This window comes from Phyllobacterium sp. SL163, assembly GCF_049896885.1.
Lineage (GTDB): Bacteria > Pseudomonadota > Alphaproteobacteria > Rhizobiales > Rhizobiaceae > Phyllobacterium > Phyllobacterium calauticae.
Genome location: NZ_JAFCVE010000005.1, coordinates 308,319 through 328,298, shown reverse-complemented (window position 1 = coordinate 328,298; position 19,980 = coordinate 308,319). Strand labels below are relative to the sequence as shown.

15 protein-coding genes are annotated in these 19,980 nt (G+C 56.2%); 12 read left to right on the top strand and 3 right to left on the bottom strand.

Going from position 1 to position 19,980, the window contains the following annotated elements; all coding sequences use genetic code 11:
• Positions 1-172 precede the first annotated feature (172 nt).
• Positions 173-490: a hypothetical protein gene (locus tag ACP7B1_RS13750; RefSeq protein ID WP_403183370.1), complete on the top strand. Its 318-nt coding sequence runs from the start codon at positions 173-175 to the stop codon at positions 488-490.
• A gap of 72 nt (positions 491-562) precedes the next feature.
• Here ACP7B1_RS13750 and ACP7B1_RS13745 read toward each other — a convergent pair whose 3' ends face one another.
• On the bottom strand, positions 563-2,347 hold the full coding sequence (locus ACP7B1_RS13745) for a sensor histidine kinase (protein ID WP_426136982.1): 1,785 nt from the start codon (positions 2,345-2,347) through the stop codon (positions 563-565).
• 69 nt (positions 2,348-2,416) lie between these two features.
• Positions 2,417-3,577, bottom strand: coding sequence for a P1 family peptidase (locus tag ACP7B1_RS13740; protein WP_426136981.1), 1,161 nt, complete (start codon positions 3,575-3,577; stop codon positions 2,417-2,419).
• Positions 3,578-3,658: 81 nt separating this feature from the next.
• On the opposite strand from ACP7B1_RS13740, the gene ACP7B1_RS13735 reads away from it, so the two are divergent.
• From ACP7B1_RS13735 to ACP7B1_RS13705, 7 genes are all read left to right on the top strand, one after another.
• Positions 3,659-5,164, top strand: a complete 1,506-nt coding sequence (locus ACP7B1_RS13735) for an ABC transporter substrate-binding protein (protein WP_426136980.1) — start codon at positions 3,659-3,661, stop codon at positions 5,162-5,164.
• A gap of 110 nt (positions 5,165-5,274) precedes the next feature.
• Entirely contained in the window at positions 5,275-6,213 is a 939-nt protein-coding gene (locus tag ACP7B1_RS13730; protein ID WP_426136979.1) for an ABC transporter permease, read from the top strand.
• The gene (locus ACP7B1_RS13725) at positions 6,210-7,031 is read left to right on the top strand and encodes an ABC transporter permease (RefSeq protein WP_426136978.1); all 822 of its coding nucleotides are present in this window, start codon (positions 6,210-6,212) and stop codon (positions 7,029-7,031) included. Before ACP7B1_RS13730 ends, ACP7B1_RS13725 begins: the two co-directional genes overlap by 4 nt.
• Positions 7,028-8,641, top strand: a complete 1,614-nt coding sequence (locus ACP7B1_RS13720; protein ID WP_426136977.1) for a dipeptide ABC transporter ATP-binding protein — start codon at positions 7,028-7,030, stop codon at positions 8,639-8,641. The genes ACP7B1_RS13725 and ACP7B1_RS13720 overlap by 4 nt, the downstream gene beginning before the upstream one ends.
• A gap of 33 nt (positions 8,642-8,674) precedes the next feature.
• On the top strand, positions 8,675-9,619 hold the full coding sequence (locus ACP7B1_RS13715) for a MurR/RpiR family transcriptional regulator (protein ID WP_426136976.1): 945 nt from the start codon (positions 8,675-8,677) through the stop codon (positions 9,617-9,619).
• 195 nt (positions 9,620-9,814) lie between these two features.
• Positions 9,815-10,609 (top strand): DeoR/GlpR family DNA-binding transcription regulator, encoded by a 795-nt coding sequence (locus ACP7B1_RS13710; protein ID WP_426136975.1) that lies wholly within the window; start codon positions 9,815-9,817, stop codon positions 10,607-10,609.
• An 84-nt stretch (positions 10,610-10,693) separates the two neighbouring features.
• Positions 10,694-13,171 carry a GcvT family protein gene (locus ACP7B1_RS13705; RefSeq protein WP_426136974.1) on the top strand — a complete coding sequence of 826 codons (2,478 nt, stop codon included), beginning with the start codon at positions 10,694-10,696 and terminating at the stop codon, positions 13,169-13,171.
• Here ACP7B1_RS13705 and ACP7B1_RS13700 read toward each other — a convergent pair.
• A complete protein-coding gene (locus tag ACP7B1_RS13700; protein ID WP_426137041.1) occupies positions 13,168-14,040 on the bottom strand; it encodes a LysR substrate-binding domain-containing protein in 873 nt (290 codons plus the stop codon). The two genes, ACP7B1_RS13705 and ACP7B1_RS13700, sit on opposite strands and share 4 nt — an antisense overlap.
• Positions 14,041-14,186: 146 nt before the next feature.
• Between ACP7B1_RS13700 and ACP7B1_RS13695 the strand changes: the two genes are divergently transcribed.
• The 4 genes from ACP7B1_RS13695 to phnY all read left to right on the top strand — a co-directional run bounded on the left by ACP7B1_RS13695 (position 14,187) and on the right by phnY (position 19,970).
• The gene (locus ACP7B1_RS13695; RefSeq protein ID WP_426136973.1) at positions 14,187-15,857 is read left to right on the top strand and encodes a Na/Pi cotransporter family protein; all 1,671 of its coding nucleotides are present in this window, start codon (positions 14,187-14,189) and stop codon (positions 15,855-15,857) included.
• A gap of 150 nt (positions 15,858-16,007) precedes the next feature.
• Positions 16,008-17,210, top strand: a complete 1,203-nt coding sequence (locus ACP7B1_RS13690; protein WP_426136972.1) for a 2-aminoethylphosphonate--pyruvate transaminase — start codon at positions 16,008-16,010, stop codon at positions 17,208-17,210.
• 27 nt (positions 17,211-17,237) lie between these two features.
• The gene (gene phnA, locus ACP7B1_RS13685; protein WP_403183329.1) at positions 17,238-18,494 is read left to right on the top strand and encodes a phosphonoacetate hydrolase; all 1,257 of its coding nucleotides are present in this window, start codon (positions 17,238-17,240) and stop codon (positions 18,492-18,494) included.
• Positions 18,495-18,512: 18 nt separating this feature from the next.
• On the top strand, positions 18,513-19,970 hold the full coding sequence (gene phnY, locus ACP7B1_RS13680) for a phosphonoacetaldehyde dehydrogenase (RefSeq protein WP_426136971.1): 1,458 nt from the start codon (positions 18,513-18,515) through the stop codon (positions 19,968-19,970).
• Positions 19,971-19,980 lie beyond the last annotated feature (10 nt).

Genomic DNA, 19,980 nt, shown 5'->3' with positions numbered 1-19,980 from the left:
ATCCCCACGTGATTTATAAGTGAAATCAGCGCTTGCTGGTTTCACGGACAGGAACCGAAACGTAGAAAGGAGCGAGACGGTGCGTAAGAAGCGACGGGCTGTCATCCTTCCGGTATACTGAGCGCAACAACGCGCCTGTTTGCCGGATCGGATTCGGCCAAGGAGGTGCGTTATGAAGCGCATTTACATCCACAGAACGATGATATCCATGCTTGTGGCAGCATTGGTTGCCGCGAGTGGAACTGCTGCCAACACGCAGGAAATTGTCTGCGCAAAGCATGCTCTGATTGCCGAATATTTGAAGAATGAGTTCCAGGAACTTCAAGGGGCTTTCGGCCTGATTGGGGATAAGGCGATCCTTGAGCTGTTTCTTTCTCCCCATGGGGCCACATGGACCATCGTCATTACAGATGTCTCGGGCAAGAGCTGTATTCTTGCAGCTGGGAGTTCCTGGGAGCAAAAGCCTGGAATTTCCGGGTTGGAGACGTAAGGGTTGCCGCCACATCCAGCGGCAAGTTGGTTAGGGAGGCAGATGATTGATCTGTCTCAAAAACAGGTCCGGTCAGGCTATTTGAATGCATTTTTGATCGATATAGCGATCGCTGACAGCAACGACCTCGTCCATTGTCATCATACTTTGCCCAACCGCTTCCGTCCTCGGTAGCTTGATCGTGAAGGCGGCGCCTTCATTGTTTGCAGCCGCGAGTACTCCGCTGGCGCGCTGTATGATCCGTTGGCAGAGGGAAAGGCCCAATCCCATGCCGTCGCTCTTGGTGGTGAAGAAGGGTTGAAACAGTTGCGAAAGGGTATCATCACTCAAACCGGGTCCGTTGTCGGATACGCGAATGATGGATTCGTTTGGCTCCACGCGTGTTTCAATCGTGATACGCTTGTTCATCTGCTCCGACGGGTTCAGCGCATCAAGTGCATTGCGAAGGAGGTTGTGGATCACCTGCTCAAGTTCTGTTTTATTGATGTTGGCAACAGGTGATGGCTCTGCAAGGCGCAGGGCGAGAGAGACACCATGCCGTTCGATATCCAGGCTGAGGATTTCGAGGATGTCCTGAATTGCAATGTTCAGATTTGTCATCTCGGGCACGATGGTTGTTTGGACAATATAGTCACGGATCTTTCCCAGTATCCTGCTGGCCCTTTTTGCGTCCCTGATATTGGCAACCATAGCGCGTTGCACGAGGTCGATTTGAGTTTCTTTCTGCTCGAGCATTATGAGACTTGCTTGGCTTTGACTGAGCAAGGAGGTGAGGGGCTGGGCAAGTTCATGGATGATACCGGCAGCAAGCTCGCCGACAGCGTTGACACGCGCGGCGTGCTCAAGACGGTTCTCTTTTTCCAATCTTGCAGCCCGACCCAGTGCCTCTTCCTCGGATTGTTGCAGGCGTTTGGAAAGTTGGCGTTGATGCAAGGCGGAATATCCGGCCACGACAGCAATCGTCGAGAGGCCGCAATAAACAAGGAAATCCAATGCATCAAACAGTGCGGCGAGACTGATGGTCTCGCTTATACGAAACGCGGTTCCGTCAGGAAACCAGGTGAAATCTTGTGGCGCGAGCGTGTTCGGGCCCGCGATAATGGTTTTCTCCAGCGTAAGCAGGCGGCTGAGGCCGGAGGGCCGTGGTCCCGATGGAATGGCCGGTACACCACCAATGAGCCACTCAATTTTGGTGGAGGCTTCTGACAAGAGGGGCCCAAGCATTTCCTTCACGTCCACGAGCATCACAATCGTATAATGAAAATTGTTGCGTTCTGAGTGAACGGCCGTGAAAAATCGTCCGGGAAAACGCGGGTCGGCAAAACCACGGATCGTATCGAGAGGCTGTTTCACCACATCGGACACGATTGAGCGCACGGCCTCATCATTTTCTCCGGGCGGGTAATTTGCAACGAGCGTGGCGGACAAAGGATTGTCGTCATGGCCATGCTGATACAGATTGACTTGGCGGATTCTTGGGTTCTGTTCCATCGTGTGGCGGACCAAGGCGCCAAATATATCCGTGGCTTCCTTGCCGGATAGGGTTGCGAAAACTTCGAAGGATCTGACGAATGCAAAATTCTGGGCAATGCGGCGGTCAAGGCAGGTTGCCATCTCGTCCGCTTTTGCAGAGAACGCGTCTGACTTGTCCTGAAAGATCACAATCGCCGACGCCGACGCATAGATCAGTAAGGCAAGAAGCCAGATGGATACAGCAAGTATCAGCGGTGGTTTCAGATATTTTTGCAATTCATTACAAAGCCCCAACCCGGATGCAGATGTAGATTTGAAATACGTGCAATGGTCTGTGGGATACTCATCCGCCCCAATATTCGCCCTTAGAACGCAGCCGATCATTGGGAAGGTCCGTTCCGAACAATACAGACAACAACAATCGAGCCTGCCGTACCGTTGAATGCATATCGATCAACTATCTGCCATTGTATTTCTGGCTGCTGCCACAACCTGCAACAGGCGGTTGGGATCAATGGCTTTGCAGATGCTGCCTTTGCGCGGTTTTAGGCAAGTCATGTCCTCTGCCGCCAGCATTGCATTAATGACGGCTTCATCGATCGCATCGACCGCCGCAAGATATACCGGATTGAGCCAGTCGTCGGGAATGCATTCCATCCGGCGCGAAGCGGCGGCGAGTTCACGTCTGGTAAAGGCATTGGCAGTGGTGAAGGCAAGGAAAATGTCTCCCGAGCTGTTGCCGCCGGGACTACCGCTGCGGGAAATGCCAATCCCGCCACGCTGGGCGATACGTTCGAGTTGATTTGGCAAGAGCGGGATATCGGTTGCAATGACGGCGATGATCGAACCTTGCTCGGCATCGTACATCCGGTTCTCGCGAAGATGTCGGCCGACTGGAACCCCGAGCACGGTCAACCAGTCGCGTAATCCATAATTCGCCTGTACCAAGACACCGACTGTGTAGTCTTGTCCCGCAAGACGTACGATCCGGGAGGCCGTACCGGTGCCGCCTTTGAACTCATAGGCGATCATGCCGGTGCCGCCACCGACATTGCCCTCCGCAAGTGGCCCGGATGTTGCTGCCGAGAGCGCCTGCATCACGTGTTCCTCCCGCACATGCTGGCCATTGATGTCGTTCAGCACACCATCATAGGTTTCAGCCACGACAGGCATGGCCCAGACGTGATCGGTGAGGAATTCCTCGGCGTACTCCTGGATCATCCATTTCGTGGCGGCAGCGTGCACGGCTCCGACGCTGTGGGTGTTTGTAAGGCAGATTGGCCCCGAAAAATGGCCGGCATGGCGTATCCAATGACTGCCGGTCATCTCGCCGTTGCCGTTAAGCGCGTGGATGCCTGCCCATACGGGTTGCATCTCTTTTGTGTTGCTGCGCGGCAGGATGGCTGTAACGCCCGTACGCACTGGACCCTCGCCCACACGCAGTGGCCCATCGCCCTCGATGATCGTTCGATAGCCGACCGTCACACCCGGCACATCGGTAATTGCATTCCAGATGCCCGTGCGGCCCTGGAAGTCCAGTTCCAGCTCACGTCCGCGCCGTTTTCTCTCCTGCCTCTCCATCGTTTCTCCAAATTTTTGATAGGTAAATAACATATATTGACATTTAGGTTATATTTATATCACTGTAAAGTGGAAACTGGCCAGAAGAGCCGTAACCAGAGAAGGGAAAGTTGCATGAAACGGAAGTACATCGCCCCAGCGTGCACGCTTGCTGCCCTGCTGATATCGAATGCGGCCTCGGCCGAGGAATTGATCCGTATCGGTTCGCCGTATGTGACGACGACGCTCGATCCGATCCGCTCGGCATCAGCCGGAAACATCGAAGCCTTCGGCCAACTCTATGCGCGGCTCTTGCGCCGCGACCCGTCCGGCCAACGCCAGCCGGGACTTGCAGAAAAGTGGACGATTTCTGAAGACGGCATGGAACTCACCTTTACGCTTCGTGCGGCGAAATTTTCCAACGGGGTTCCGATCACGGGAGACGATGTCGTCTTCAGTCTGACGCGCGCGATGAGCGATAAAAAATCCGTCTACAGTGCCACGCTGGCTGCCGTCGAACGTGTCACCGCCGAGGGCAGGAATATCGTGAAGGTCAAGTTGAAGTATCGCTTCGCACCGGCGCTTGATAATCTCGAAGTCTTTAACACCGGTATCGTCTCAAAGGCGGACGTCGAGACGCGTGGCGACAAGGCCTTCACTGACAAGCCCGTTGCATCTGGCCCCTATGCGGTACGGGAATGGCGCCCGAACGACCGGCTGATCCTGGAGCCGAATACGAATTATTGGCGGGAGGGGTACCCAAAGAACGGCGGCGCTGAATTCATTGAGGTTGCCAACCCGAACACCCGCGTTTCCATGCTGATGTCGGGGGAGTTGGACGCGGTACGCGATGTCCCGTGGGCACAACTTGAGAACGTCGGTAAGCGCGACACGCTGCGGGACGCATTGGAGCCGTCGACCATCATATATATGACACTCCTGAACGAAAGACGGCCCCCGTTCGACAACGTCAAGGTTCGGCAGGCAGCCGCGCATGCTCTGAATGTCTCTGCCATCACCAAGGCCATGACCGAAGGTCACGGCACACCCGCCAACACGACGCTGCCCGGTGCTCTCGACTACCACGCCAAGGACCTGCCTGGTCTTGCATACGATCCTAAGCTGGCGCGGATGTTGCTCACCGAGGGCGGATACGATGGCAAGGAACTGACGATGCTCATCTCTGCCGGCAGCGATAACGAGAAACTGGCAACACTGCTTCAAGCGCAATGGACCGCTGTAGGGTTGAAAACGAAGATAGAAAAGGTCGATCGCGGCGTATGGTGGGAACGCGTTCCCGCAGGTGACTACGATCTCGCGCCAAGTTGGTGGTACAACGAAACGCCGGATCCCGATCTTGCCGTGCGCTGGGCAATCTGCGGCACTTGCGGCACGCACAGTTTCCATACCTACTATGACAATCCAAAGGTCAACGAATTGACTGAACAGGCGGTGCGCGAACTCGAGCCGACCAAGCGTGACGTGCTCTATCGCGAGATCCAGAAGATTTCGACCGAAGAGGTCGCTCAGATTCCTCTCTACTATCCACCGTATGCGAACGCTTATGCCAAGGCCCTTGAAGGCCTTTCCCTCAGCCCTTCGCTACAGTGGTCGCTCGAAGAGACTGTTCTGGCCAGATAGACCCGGACGACTGCCGCGCGGCGCGGTTGATTAGCTTTTCTTGCCGGAACGGGTGCCGTTCCGGCTTACCGGCAAAACCTGCGTTCAACGCAAAGACCAGTGGATCCAGTATGGCATTTCTAGCGATTCTTGCGAGACGGCTGCTTTCGTCCTTCCCGGTGATAGTCGGCATCACATTGGCCAGCTTTCTGCTTGTGCATCTGTCACCGGGCGATCCGGCCCGTCTCCTGCTCGGAGACCGGGCTAGCGAAGAGGCTGTGATACAATTGCGCAATCAACTCGGGCTCAACAACGGCCTTGTCGAGCAGTATGCCACTTACCTCGGCAACTTGCTGCGAGGCGACCTCGGCTACTCGCTCCGTTTCCAGAAACCGGTAATCGAGCTCATCTGGCAATTCCTCCCGCCGACGCTTTTCCTCGTCGCCTACGTTTTGGTCATCAGCATTCCGCTCACCCTGGCGCTGGCTGCGGTTGCCGCACGAAACCACAATCGGTGGCCCGATCAGACAATCCGATTGGGTGTTATTGTTGGTATGACCTTTCCGGTTTTCTGGTTGGCATTGATGATGTCGCGATATTTCGGGGTGGAGTTGGGCTGGTTTCCCGTAAGCGGTTATGGTGAGGGCCTGTTTAGTCATCTCCGCCACCTGTTTCTGCCCGCCGTCAGCACCGCGCTATGGCTGGTGCCGCTGCTGCTGCGAAATCTGCGGGCGACACTGATCCAAGAAATGGAGGCAGACTATGTCGTTGCCGGTCGTTCGAAGGGCTTGACGGAGGGAACGAACTTCACCCGTCATATTCTGGTGAACTCGCTGGTTCCCACACTCAATCTGCTTGGCGTCATGCTTGCCTATCTGATTGGCGGCGCTGTCGTGGTCGAGATCGTCTATGCAGTTCCCGGTATCGGGACACTGATGGTCAATTCGGTGCTCGGGCGCGATTTCCAGGTCATCCAAGGGCTCACCATGGTCTACGCGTTGCTGACCGTGCTGATCACTCTGACCGTCGATGTGCTCTCCTCGCTGATAGACCCGAGGATCAAGCTATGAGTATTATTGACTTCCTCGCTCGCAAGGGCGCGCTCGAATTTTCCCTCGGCGTTGCCATCCTGTTGTTCCTCCTCCTGCTTGCGCTTGCCGCGGCCGGGGTTTCGCCGTTCGATCCGAACGCGATTGACTTCGAGTCCCTGCTTGCCCCGCCGTCCGTCCATCATCCGTTCGGCGCCGATCATCTCGGCCGTGACGTTTTAAGTCGCACCATCCATGCAATTCGCATTGACCTCTGGATGGGCTTGGCGGGGGTAGTCACGCCACTGGTGCTCGGCACGTTCGCGGGCCTTGCCGCCGGCTATTTTGGCAGCTGGACAGATGTCGTTCTCTCACGAATTATCGACGTGACCATCGCGTTTCCCTTCTTCGTGCTTGTCATTGCGATCGTCGGCCTTATGGGACCTGGGCTCACTAACTACTTCGTTGCGCTGGCGCTGGTCAGCTGGGTTTCCTATGCACGACTGGTGCGCGCACAAACGGCGATCCTGCGCGACAAGGATTACGTTCTGGCAGCCAAGGTGCTCGGCTATTCCACTCCGGTCATCCTCGTACGCCACCTCATGCCCTCCATACTACCGATGATCCTCGTCTACGCGACCACTGACGTTGTCATGATCGTACTTGCCGGCGCGAGCCTCGGCTTCCTCGGCCTCGGTGTGCAGCCCCCGACACCTGAATGGGGCGCGATGATTGCCGAAGGCCAGCCATATGTGGTCGACGCCTGGTGGATTTGCCTGTTCCCAGGTCTCGCAGCCATCCTCTTGGGCTTCGGGTTTGTTCTTGTCAGCGACGGGCTTGGAAGGATGATGCAGCAATGAGCGATGCTCCCACTTCTCTCCTCTCCGTACAGGACCTTACCGTCTCATTCGGTGCCCTGTCCGTCGTTCATAACGTGAGTTTCGACCTCAGCCACGGCGAGGTGCTCGCGATCGTCGGCGAAAGCGGTTCCGGGAAGTCGATCATCTGCCGGGCCCTGCTGGGATTGCTTCCCGCTCATGCCAGGGTTTCCGGCCGCATCCTCTTTGACGGACATGATCTTTTGTCCTGTAAGCCGTCTGAGATGCGCGCGCTGCGCGGCCGTCATATGTCGATGATCTTTCAGAATCCCGCCTCGCATCTCGACCCACTCAAGACCGTTGGCCATCATATCGGTGAACCCATCCGACTGCACGGCACGGCCGCCAACGCGGAAACCCAGGCATTGGAAATCCTCCGCGCAGTCCAGATCAACGACCCGGAAAAGCGTATGCTCGCCTATCCGCATGAATTGTCCGGCGGCATGAAACAGCGTGTGATGATTGGAGGCGCGATTGCCTGTGCACCACGGCTTCTCCTTGCGGACGAGCCGACAACCGCACTCGACGTCACTGTGCAGGCAAGCATTCTCGAGGTGCTGCGCGACCTCAACCGCCGCCTCGGTCTCGGCATGATCCTAGTCTCGCACGACCTCGCCGTCGTGGCCAAGATGTGCAATCGAATTGTGGTAATGCGTCAAGGCAAGGTCGTGGAGAAAGGCGCTGCACGCGAAATCCTGCATGACCCGCAGCACAGCTATACCAAATTGCTCATCGCGTCACAGCCAAGTCGATTGGAACTACCTGCCGCTCGGGCGCCGGCTGCCGCTGCCGTGCCTCTGATTTCGGTTCAAAACCTTGATGTCACATACTATCCAGGCAGTCTGCTTCATCGCCGAGACAGCGCCGTCCAGGCGCTTGCCAGGGTATCCTTCGATGTAAAAGAGGGTGAATGTTTCGGCATCGTCGGCGAAAGCGGCTCGGGCAAGAGCACCATAGCGAAGGCTCTGACGCGATTGGTCGTGCCGTCGGGCGGACATATACTCTTCCGCGGCGGCGACATCAATCGACTGAAGGGTGTAGGGCTTTCCGCCTATCGCCGCCGCGTGCAGATGGTCTTTCAGAACCCGTTCGATTCGCTCAATCCGGCGATGACAGTGGTTGACGCCATCGCTGAGCCGCTCCGTCGCCACGGTATTTCAGGGGCCGCCGAAGCTCGCCGCCGGGCACTTGGCATGATGCGGCAAGTGGAGCTCCCCGAGGAGTTCGCCCATCGCCGCCCGCGGCAGCTCTCTGGCGGACAGTGCCAGCGTGTGGGGATCGCGCGCGCGCTGATATTAGATCCGGAAGTGCTGATCGCCGATGAGATCACGTCGGCCTTGGACGTTACGATTCAAGCCCAGATCATCCGCCTTCTCGCCCGGCTAAGGCGCGAGCGCAACCTGACGGTGATCTATATCTCTCACGACCTTGACGTCGTGCGGAAGCTCTGCGATCGCATTGCAGTCTTCCGCACTGCGCGACTGGTGGAGACGGGCGAGACATCGACAGTGCTCGATCAGCCTCAAAGCGAATATACGGCGTTGCTCCGTGATTCCGTACCGCGTATGGATGTCGAGACCGGGAACGCCTGATGAAGCCGGTAGGATGCAGATCGGGAGGAAAGCATGGGCGCTGACAGCTCCAAGCGCGCCGCCAAGCGCGGCCTTGACACGGATCTCAATACAATCCTTGAGCGAGGACTTGCGGGTGAGGATATGGGATGGTCGCGCTCGGCGCGAATGATCGCTTCGCACCTGCGCGACAACTGGGACAGTCTGCCCTACGAGACTGGTGCCTCGCTTGCCGCAGCACTGGGACTCAGCGAGATGACGGTAATCCGCTTCATTCGCCAACTCGGCTACGCTAACCTCAAGGATTTCAAGGAGGCGCTGAAGCCTGCTCCTGGCACGGAGGCAGTCGGCATGGACAACGTCTTCAAGCGTCTGAGGCTCGATTCGCTGGGCGAACAGACTCTGGAAAAGAGCCTTGAGCGCGAGCTGGAGGCCATCACCGAAGCCTACAAGCTGGCGACGCTGCCACGCTGGCGGTATTGCGTTGAGGCATTGGCCAACTCGCAGTTCGTGACCGTGGTGGGGTTCCAGGCATCGCGAGGGATGGCCATCGATTTTGCGAGCAGGCTGCAATATGTTCGGCCAAGGGTGCGTTTTGCCGATAACCATACCGGTGTTTTCGCCGAGATCTTCGACATGGTCGGCGAGAGCCATTGCCTCTTTTTGCTTGACACCTACGCCTACGCGCGGACGGGCGTTCTACTTGCGCAGAAGGCGCAGGAAACGGGCATGCCGCTGATCATCGTTACGGACAAGTTCACCAATTGGGCCTACGACTATACGGATCTCGTGCTCCAGGGAGAAACCTTTGTCGAGACCTTCTGGGACTCATCGGCCAGCCTCACGGTGATCCTCAATCTGCTGATCGATTCGGTGGCAAAGCAGCGTAGCAAGACGGTTCAGGAGCGTGTCGAAGCGATGCGCGAACTTGGTCGACATTTCGACGAGTTCGACATGATCCGCGCAGTTCACGACCGGCCTGGACGATTGGCTGAGTAAGGGCCTGTCGCATCCTGTTCGGCATCAAGCCTTAGCTCAGCCGTCGCAACAGAACCGTCGGGCACCTGCAAGTATTGTGTTGCAAAATGTGATATCTATTGCACTGTTGGCGTATGAGCGTTCCGATTCATCCCGATGTCCAACCATTTATAGTGGCACCTTTAAACGAGGGCAGCATGCGGGCAATTTATAATCATGTCTGAATCACACAATCACGCAAACAAAGCGCTTGCTCCGCGCCGACACGACGAAATCCTGAGGCGAATTGCTTCCGATGGATCTGTGAGCATTGCCGATTTGTCGGCATTTTTTGAGGTGTCACGCGAAACAATACGAAGAGATCTCAAACTCCTGGGCGACAAGGGGCAACTTGAACTTATTCACGGCGGAGCCATACGCTTTGATGCAATTGAGCCGGGTTTAGGCGAACGGACCCGTGAAAACGCGCAAGGCAAACGTGTTATCGGAGGAATCGCGGCGGCGTTGGTCGAGGATGGTATGGTCGTCTTCCTTGACTCCGGAACCACGACTTTTGCAGTCGCCCATGCACTGGCTGGTTCGCGTTTGAATTTGACCATATGCACTTCCAGTCTCGCGATTGCTTTGTTCTTGTGCCATCAGCCAAACATCAAGGCTCACATTCTCGGCGGTGAAATCGATCCGCGGGAGGAGGCTGCAGCCGGTTTGGATGTGTTGCAGGCTGTCGAGCGTTTTCGGATCGATGTCGCGTTTCTGGGAGGAGGGGCCGTATCGCCGGATGGAGACATTACCGATTTTACAACGGCCGGCTCGCTATTGCGCTCGCAAATGATTTCTAAGGCGCACAAGGCATATTTCGTTCTTGATAGCTCGAAGTTTGGGCGTCTGACGCCGATGAAGATTTCAAATACTGCGAAGGCGGCTGGGATCATTACAGATCGGCAACCCAAGGATGTTTTATTGAACGTTCTGGTTGAAAGGGGCGTGGAACTCCTGTTTCCATTACGCTGAATGTTGCATTATGTGATATTTATTGTTGATATGTTGCATTTTGCTGCGTAGGATGATTCATCTCTTTTTGATGGGTGGATCGTCATGACGAAAGCATTTCCAACACAGGCACGTGTAGTCATCATCGGTGGGGGCATTATCGGTTGTTCTGTCGCCTATCACCTGACCAAGCTTGGCTGGACCGATGTGGTTCTCCTGGAGCAGGGCCAGCTCAGTGGAGGCACCACGTGGCACGCAGCAGGCCTTGTCGGGCAGCTTCGCAGCCATGCCAACATGACAGGCCTGATCAAATATTCGACCAAACTCTACAGCGAACTGGAGGCTGAAACCGGGCTTGCAACCGGCTGGAAGAACTGCGGTTCACTTGCCGTTGCCCGCACTCAGGACCGCATGACTGTCCTGAAGCGTACCGCCGCCTCGGCGCGTGCTCAGGGTGTTGACGTGGATGTCGTTTCACCAAGGGAAGCCGCGGATATCTGGCCTGTCATGGCATCGGACGATCTCGTTGGCGCTGTCTGGCTGCCTGGCGACGGCAAGGCCAATCCCACCGATCTGACGCAGTCGCTTGCCAAGGGAGCCCGCAATCGCGGTGCGCGCGTCATCGAGCGGGTCAAGGTCTCCGGTATCACCGTCAAAAACGGCGTTGCCTGTGGGGTGGAGACTGATCAAGGCAATATTGCTGCTGACGTCGTGGTGAACTGTGCGGGCCAATGGGCCCGGCAGGTCGGTCTGATGTGCGGTGTGTCTGTTCCGCTGCATTCCGCTGAGCACATGTATATCGTGACCGGAAAGATCGACGGCGTTCATCCCGATCTTCCAGTGCTGCGCGATCCCGATGGTTTCATCTATTTCAAGGAAGAAGTCGGCGGCCTTGTCATGGGCGGGTTTGAGCCGGAGGCCAAGCCGTGGGGAATGAGCGGTATTCCGGAGAACTTTGAATTCGCATTGCTGCCCGACGACTGGGATCAGTTCGAAATACTGATGCAGAATGCGCTGATCCGGGTGCCGCAGCTGGAACATGCGGAAGTGCGCAAGTTCTACAACGGCCCGGAGAGCTTTACGCCCGATAACAACTTCATTCTTGGCGAAGCGCCGGAATTGAAGAATTTCTTTGTTGGCGCAGGTTTCAATTCGATGGGCATTGCCAGTGCCGGCGGCGCGGGCAGGGCACTGGCCGAATGGATCGTCAATGGCGCCCCAACCATGGATTTGTGGCCGGTCGATATTCGCCGTTTTGCCTCGTTCAACAACAATCCGCGATGGCTGCATGACCGGGTCAAGGAGACGCTTGGTCTGCACTACGCCATGCCTTGGCCGAACCGGGAGTTGGATACAGCACGTCCCTTCCGCCGCTCGCCGCTTTATGACCGTCTTGCTGCCAAAGGTGCGTGCTTTGGTTCGAAAATGGGCTGGGAACGGGCAAACTGGTTTGCCGCGGCGGATGAAACGCCGCAAACGCAATATGCCTTTAGCCGACAGAACTGGCATGAGGCGGTGAAGCGCGAAATGAAGGCGACCCGCGAAACAGTGACGCTTTTTGACCAGACGTCTTTCGCAAAACTGTTGGTACAGGGACGGGACGCATGCGTTGTACTCAACCGCATTTGCGCTGCCGACGTCGATGTAGAAATTGGCCGCTCAGTCTATACCGGCATGCTGAACGAACGCGGCGGCTATGAAACTGATCTGACGGTGATGCGGCTTGCGGCCGATAAATTCCTCATCGTGACAGGCTCGGCTCAGGCGGTGCATGACGCTGACTGGATCCGCAGGAATACCCCGGAAGGTTCGCATGCCTGTCTCACGGATGTTACCTCCTCTTACTCCGTTCTTGCGCTGATGGGCCCAAACTCCCGCGCTGTTCTCAGTAAAGTCACGTCAGCGGATTTGTCGAACGAGGGCTTTCCCTTCGCGACGATCCGCGAAATCGACATCGGCTATGCCACAGCCTACGCCAACCGTATGACCTACGTCGGTGAACTCGGCTGGGAACTCATCGTGCCGACGGAATTTACTGTTGGTGTTTACGAGACATTGCACGAAGCGGGGCGCGAACTGGGGCTCATCGATGCGGGTTACTATGCGCTTGAAGCACTGCGCCTCGAGAAGGGCTTCCGTGCCTGGAGTCGCGAGCTAACGCCTGATATCAATCCTTTCGAAGCCGGTCTTAGCTTTGCTGTCGCCTTGGACAAGCCTGGCGGCTTCATCGGGAAGGACGCGCTGGTCAAGGCAAGGGAAGACGGCGTGCTACGCCGGCGCATTGTGCAGTTTACGGTAGATCATAGCGTCCCGATGCTTTGGGGCGGTGAGCTGATATTGCGCGATGGCAAACCGGTTGGCGAGGTTCGCTCGGGCGCCTATGGCCATACGCTTGGCCGTTCAGTGGCGCTTGGATTGATCGAACATCCGGATGGTGTCAGCAAGGAGTTCATCGAAAGCGGCAGCTTCTCGATCGATCTGGCGGGCGAACTTTACCCGGCGACAGCGCATATGCGCAGTCCCTATGATCCAAAGTCTGACCGAGTGAAGGCCGATATCGTGACGGTACAGGCAGCCGCTTAGGCTGCCGGTCCCAGTGACTTGGCGATGTCGAGAAAGACACGCACCAGTTTGCCTGCGCTGCGCTCGCGCAGGCAGATGAGTGCTTCGTCCATCAGCACGTCCGGCCCGGCGATGGGGATCTGCACAAGACGATTATCCTTACCAAACTCGGCGGATGACACAAAGCCAACGCCAGCGCCGGATGCAACGATTTCACGGACGGCCTCGCGGCCTTCCGCCTCGATGGCTGGCTTGAGGTCAAAGCCCATGCTGGCAGCGCGCTCCTGCAATTTTTGCCGGGTTTTCGAGCCGCGCTCGCGCATGACCAACGGGAAATGTGTCAGCTCTTCCAGCGTCAGTGATTTTGCTGCGGCGAGCGGATGTTCGGTGGAGACAAAGGCGACGATGGGGGTTGAATTGAGCTTGAGTATTTCAAAATCACGCCCGGTAGGGATCTCACCCAGCACGCCAATATCGGCCTCATAGCTATAGAGGCTGCTGATCACAGTCTCGGTATTTCCTGCGCGCACGGAAACCTGAATGCCTGGATATCTCTCGCGAAATGTGCCGAGAATATGCAGGAGATGGTGCGCCGCATCGGCGACGATACGCAACGTCCCTGCGCGCAGGGCTCGAGATTCTGAAAGAAGTTCCAGTGCCTGCTGCTCGGTATCGAACATGCGGTGAGTTATTTCCAGAAGCCGTTGCCCGGCTTCCGTCAGGGTTACCTGCTTCTTGTTCCGATTGAACAGCAGGATGTCATATTCTTCTTCGAGCTTGCGCACCTGATCGGAAATCGCCGGCTGGGTCAGGAACAGCATCTCGGCCGCGCGGGAAAACCCGCCGTAGATTGCCACATGGTGAAAGGCACGAAGCTGAACGTAGCGCATAATATCTCCCAAGCAGTTCAGCGCGAACTTATCATAAGTTCTGTTAATATAAATATCGAAACTAACGATTTGATTTATGTGCAGGCTCAATTGAGTCTGTAATGGGATCAGTCGCCTCTTGCACGGTTCCGGAGGGAGCCGTTGTTATGCAGTTTTCACTAGTCCTTCTCCATCTTTCCGGTGCAACGATGCTGTTGCTGTGGGCTGTCCGTATGGTTCGAACCGGCGTTGAGCGCGCTTTTGAATCCAGTTTGCGTGAAGCACTGCGTGGCACAAGGAACAGTAAGGTCAAGGCCGCCGCAGCGGGCGCAGCGCTTGCGGTGGTGCTGCAAAGTTCAACGGCGGTCGCCGTTCTTGCGTCCGGCTTTGCCGCCAGCGGCGTTCTGGTGGTCTCGATGGGACTTGCGATCCTGCTCGGAGCCGATCTTGGTTCGGCAATGGTGGTACAGATACTGTCCTTTGATCTCAGCTGGATGATTCCAGTCTTGTTGCTGGCCGGTGGAACCCTCTTTCTTAAGTTTGAGTCGCGGTTAATTATTCAAATAGGGCGCATTCTGCTTGGAATAGCATTCATTCTTTTGTCGTTGCATATGATTGCCGAGGCAACTGCGCCGTTGCGGCACAGCGAATTTTTGCCTGTAGCGATAGGCTATCTCAAGGAGGATTATCTGACAGCATTTTTCGTGGCAGCGCTTTTCACCTGGCTGATCCATTCCAGCGTTGCGGCAATCCTCTTGTTTGTTACATTTGCGATGCAGGGTCTTTTGCCCACAGAGGTAGGATTCGTCTTTATACTGGGCGCCAACCTTGGTGGAGGTTTGATCGGGTTTTGGCTAACACGCGGTCAGGGCTTGGAAGCCCGGAGATTGCCCCTTGGCAATCTCATATTTCGCGGCATCGCCGCCGTGATTGTGCTGATAATACTGCATATGATGGCTGTCCCCCTTGATCTGCTTGGGACGAACCAGGCGCGCCAGCTCGTTAATTTTCATCTGGCATTCAATCTTGGTTTGCTTGTTTTCTGTCTTCCATTGACCGGGCTTGTCGAACGGCTTGTTTTGTTAATGCTTCCCGATATTGCGCCTCAGAAAAGCGATGTGAATGACCTGACCTCGCAGCGCATAAGCGCGCTAGATAGGACAGTCATTCGGACTGCGGGTTTGGCCTTGGCAAGTGCAACGCGTGAAGTTTTGCATATGGGCGAGGTGGTCGAGATCATGTTGCAGCCGGTGATGAAACTCCTTGACGCCGGTACAAAGGCACAGATCGAACAGGCACAAAAATTGGACATCAAGGTGAACCGCGCTCACACCGACATCAAGCTCTATATCGCCGAAATCAACCGCGGAATCATGACCGCGATAGAAGCGCAGCGGGGCATCGAGTTGACAGATTTCTGCATCAACCTCGAACGGGCCGGAGATATTATCGCCAAGAATCTTTTGGTTCTTGCGCTGGAAAAAAATGAGAAGGATTTGCATTTTTCAAAGGCCGGCTGGTCGGAATTGACTGCAATTCACGAGCGCGTCCTCGTCAATATGCAACTGGCAATGAATGTACTGGTTTCGGGCGATGTGGTTTCAGCGCGGCAACTCGTCGTAGAAAAAGAGCGGATGCGCAAGCTCGAGCGCCAAAGTCACGAACGGCATTTGCATCGTCTGCAATCCGATGTGCAGGAGAGCATCGAAACCAGCGATATTCATCTGGAAGCAGTACGGGCGTTCAAAGAGATCAATTCTCTATTTGCCTCGGCGGCGTATCCGATCCTGACCCAGAATGGCCATCTGCTGGAAAGCCGGCTGGCTCAATCCGCCTGACCAGTTTCCATGCAGCACCGGGTTGTCTTAATTCATGCGCGATGTATCGATTTTAATTATACATAGATACAAAATAACGATTTTACATATATATCGTATCCATGGGAGATGATGGACAAGAGCACTTCATGTCAGTCAGGAGGAATGACAATGTTGACCGGAAACCAGACTACAGCGGTAACCCCATTCGATACGCCAGAGCTTGGCGAACCATATCTTCTGACACCCGGCCCGCTCACTACCTCCTATACTGTCAAGCAGGCGATGCTGCGTGACTGGGGTTCGTGGGATGGTGATTTTCGCGCGATGACCGCAGAGATGCGCCGCCGCCTCCTCGCGCTGACCGGCGACAAAAATGATGAGTTTGACTGTGTTCCTATGCAGGGAAGTGGCACATTCGCCGTTGAGGCCATGCTGGGCAGTTTTCTGCCACGGGATAGTAAAACGCTTGTTTTGGTCAATGGAGCGTATGGTCAACGTATTGCACAAACGCTGAACTATCTTGGCCGGGCCCATACCGTGATCGACAAGGGCGACTACATGCCCCCACGCGGAATTGAGGTCGCGGCTGCGCTCGACGCCGATCCCGCCATTACCCATGTGATCATCGTCCACTGCGAGACCAGCTCCGGCATCCTTAATCCGGTGCACGAGATTTCGGAGACTGTCTACGCCAAGGGGCGCAAACTGCTGATCGACTCGATGAGTGCATTCGGTGCGATTTCGCTTGATGTGAACGAAATCCGCTATGAGGCCATGGTCTCTTCTGCCAACAAATGCATCGAAGGTGTACCTGGCTTCGGCTTCATCATTGCCCGCAAGAGCGAACTGGAAGCCGCCAAGGGACGCAGCCATTCACTGAGCCTCGATGTACATGCGCAGTGGGCACATCTGATCAAGACCGGACAATGGCGCTATACGCCGCCGACGCACGTGGTTGCAGCCTTTCTGGTAGCGCTGCGCCAGCACGAAGTGGAAGGTGGTGTTGCCGGCCGCGGTGCGCGCTACGCAAACAACCGCGATGTGATGGTCGCAGGAATGCGCGAACTCGGCTTTGAAACCCTGCTCAAGGACCGCTGGCTCTCGCCGATCATCGTCACCTTCTTCAATCCTGCCCACCCGGACTTTTCGTTCGATCGCTTCTACGAACTGATGAAAGACAAGGGCTTTATCATTTATCCCGGCAAATTGACCGTCGTGGACAGCTTCCGTGTTGGCTGCATCGGCCGCATGGACGAACATGTCATGCGCCGCGTCGTCAAGGCTGCCAGAGAATCCCTGCGCGAGATGGGTGTTGATACGGCGGCGCCTCCTGCCGCTGCTATCGCCGAACGCGCCAAACTTGCCGCCTGAACCGCTTTATAAACAAGGATTATTCCGATGAACCAGATGTCCCCCGTCAATGTCAGCGTCAACGGCCGCAATTATGCTTGGCCGCGTGTGACGGCCATCGCAATCTGCCTCGACGGTTGCGAGCCCGCTTATCTCGATGAGGCGATCAAAGCGGGGCTGATGCCGGCTCTGGTCAAAATCAAGGAGAAGGGCACTGTTCGCATGGCCCATAGCGTCATCCCGAGCTTTACCAACCCCAACAACATGTCGATTGCCACCGGGCGCCCGCCATCTGTACACGGCATTTGCGGCAATTATCTCTATGAGCGCGAGACCGGCAAGGAAGTGATGATGAACGATCCGCGCTTCCTGCGCGCGCCGACCATCTTCAAAGCCTACTACGATGCCGGTGCACGCGTGGCTGTCGTCACGGCGAAGGATAAGCTGCGTGCCTTGCTTGGCCATGGTCTGGCGTTCGATGAGGATCGCGCAATCTGCTTCTCGTCAGAAAAGTCCGACAAATCAACCAAGGCAGAGCACGGTATCGACAATGCGTCGGCATGGCTGGGCAGACCTGTCCCGGAGGTCTATTCGGCGGAATTGTCGGAGTTTGTGTTTGCGGCCGGTGTCAAGCTGCTGAAGACCTTCAAACCTGATGTGATGTACCTGACCACCACGGACTACGTACAGCATAAATATGCGCCGGGTGTTCCCGAAGCCAATGCATTCTACGAGATGTTCGACAAATACCTGGCTGAACTTGACGCCTTGGGTGCGGCGATTGTCGTTACGGCTGACCATGGAATGAAGCCCAAGCATAAGGCGGACGGATCGCCGGACGTTATCTACGTTCAGGATCTGCTCGACGATTGGCTGGGCAAGGATGCGGCTCGCGTCATTCTGCCGATCACCGACCCCTATGTCGTGCATCACGGCGCACTGGGTTCGTTCGCCACCGCGTATCTGCCGGACGGAGCCGATCAAGCCGATATCATGGCGCGTTTGGCGAAGATTGAAGGCATTGATGTGGTGCTCGACAATGCTGCAGCATGCGAGCGTTTCGAACTGCCCAATGACCGGATTGGTGACATTGTCTTTCTTTCCACGGAAAACAAGACGCTCGGCACCAGCGAGCACCGTCATGACCTTGCGGCATTGAACGAGCCATTGCGTTCGCATGGTGGTCTGACCGAGCAGGTGGTGCCCTTCATCGTCAACCGCAAATTGCCTGATCTGCCTAGTGCTCCGGAGCTGCGCAATTTTGACGCCTTCCATTATGCCGCCATGGCCGCGGCCTTGGCATAGCCGCGGGGAAACAGGATCATGGTCAAGGTGGAAGCAGAGTTTAAAGTACGGCACGAGCCGATGCGCATTGCAGGGCGGAAGGTCGACGCAGACGGTGTGATTGAGGTCCACTACCCCTATACCGGTGCAGTGGTGGGTACCGTTCCAGCTGGCCGCACGGAGCATGCGCGGCAAGCTTTCCAGATCGCTGCGAATTACACGCCGAAGCTGACGCGTTATGAACGTCAGCAGATATTGTTTCGCACCGCCGAAGCGCTTGCCAGCCGCAGGGAAGAGATCGCCAATCTGATCACACTGGAGCTGGGTATCTCCAAAGCCGATTCACTCTACGAGGTGGGCCGGGCTTATGATGTATTTACTCTGTCGGCGCAGATGTGCATTCAGGATGATGGTCAGATTTTTTCCTGTGATCTGACCCCGCACGGCAAGGCGCGGAAAATCTTCACCATGCGTGAGCCGTTGAAGGCAATCTCGGCGATCACGCCCTTCAATCATCCGCTCAACATGGTATCGCACAAGATTGCTCCGGCTATCGCCACCAACAATTGCGTTGTCTGCAAGCCAACGGAACTGACGCCGATGACCGCCCTCGTGCTGGCCGATATTCTCTACGAAGCCGGTTTGCCACCGGAAATGCTGTCCGTTGTCACCGGGTGGCCGGCGGATATCGGCCTGGAGATGATCACCAATCCGAACATTGAGCTCATCACCTTCACCGGCGGCGTTCCTGTCGGCAAGATGATTGCCACTACAGCGGGCTATAAGCGCGCCGTACTGGAACTTGGAGGCAACGATCCGCTCATCATCCTCAATGATCTGAGTGATGATGATCTTGCCAAAGCCGCTGATCTTGCAGTTGCCGGCGCGACCAAGAACTCCGGCCAACGGTGCACTGCGGTCAAGCGCATCCTGTGTCAGGAGAAGGTCGCTGACCGGTTCGTGCCGCTGGTGCTGGAACGGGCGAAGAAACTGCGCTTCGGTGATCCGATGGATCGCTCGACGGATCTTGGCACCGTGGTTCATGAAAGAGCCGCATCTCTCTTCGAAGATCGCGTGCACATGGCGGCCGAGCAGGGTGCCGATATCCTCTACAATCCCGGCCGGCAAGGTGCCTTGCTGCCGCCGATTGTTGTCGATCACGTGCCTCATGCTTCCGAGCTTGTCATGGAGGAAACCTTCGGTCCAATCATCCCGATTATCCGCGCTCCGGATGACGACGATGCTTTGATAGCGCTGTCCAATTCCACCGCCTTTGGCCTATCGTCGGGCGTATGCACCAATGATTTCCGCCGCATGCAGAAATACATTGCGGGTCTTCAGGTCGGCACAGTCAATATCTGGGAAGTCCCTGGCTATCGGATTGAAATGTCTCCCTTCGGTGGCATCAAGGATTCCGGGAATGGCTATAAGGAAGGCGTTTCCGAGGCCATGAAGAGTTACACGAACGTCAAGACCTATTCACTGCCCTGGGTCTGAATGAACCATT

Coding starts and splice junctions, on each gene's coding strand:
- ACP7B1_RS13730 (WP_426136979.1), top strand. CDS start 5,275: ATGGCATTTCTAGCGATTCTTGCGAGACGGCTGCTTTCGTCCTTCCCG.
- ACP7B1_RS13745 (WP_426136982.1), bottom strand. CDS start 2,347: ATGATCGGCTGCGTTCTAAGGGCGAATATTGGGGCGGATGAGTATCCC.
- ACP7B1_RS13710 (WP_426136975.1), top strand. CDS start 9,815: ATGTCTGAATCACACAATCACGCAAACAAAGCGCTTGCTCCGCGCCGA.
- ACP7B1_RS13750 (WP_403183370.1), top strand. CDS start 173: ATGAAGCGCATTTACATCCACAGAACGATGATATCCATGCTTGTGGCA.
- ACP7B1_RS13705 (WP_426136974.1), top strand. CDS start 10,694: ATGACGAAAGCATTTCCAACACAGGCACGTGTAGTCATCATCGGTGGG.
- phnA (WP_403183329.1), top strand. CDS start 17,238: ATGAACCAGATGTCCCCCGTCAATGTCAGCGTCAACGGCCGCAATTAT.
- ACP7B1_RS13725 (WP_426136978.1), top strand. CDS start 6,210: ATGAGTATTATTGACTTCCTCGCTCGCAAGGGCGCGCTCGAATTTTCC.
- ACP7B1_RS13735 (WP_426136980.1), top strand. CDS start 3,659: ATGAAACGGAAGTACATCGCCCCAGCGTGCACGCTTGCTGCCCTGCTG.
- ACP7B1_RS13690 (WP_426136972.1), top strand. CDS start 16,008: ATGTTGACCGGAAACCAGACTACAGCGGTAACCCCATTCGATACGCCA.
- ACP7B1_RS13740 (WP_426136981.1), bottom strand. CDS start 3,577: ATGTTATTTACCTATCAAAAATTTGGAGAAACGATGGAGAGGCAGGAG.
- ACP7B1_RS13715 (WP_426136976.1), top strand. CDS start 8,675: ATGGGCGCTGACAGCTCCAAGCGCGCCGCCAAGCGCGGCCTTGACACG.
- ACP7B1_RS13700 (WP_426137041.1), bottom strand. CDS start 14,040: ATGCGCTACGTTCAGCTTCGTGCCTTTCACCATGTGGCAATCTACGGC.
- phnY (WP_426136971.1), top strand. CDS start 18,513: ATGGTCAAGGTGGAAGCAGAGTTTAAAGTACGGCACGAGCCGATGCGC.
- ACP7B1_RS13720 (WP_426136977.1), top strand. CDS start 7,028: ATGAGCGATGCTCCCACTTCTCTCCTCTCCGTACAGGACCTTACCGTC.
- ACP7B1_RS13695 (WP_426136973.1), top strand. CDS start 14,187: ATGCAGTTTTCACTAGTCCTTCTCCATCTTTCCGGTGCAACGATGCTG.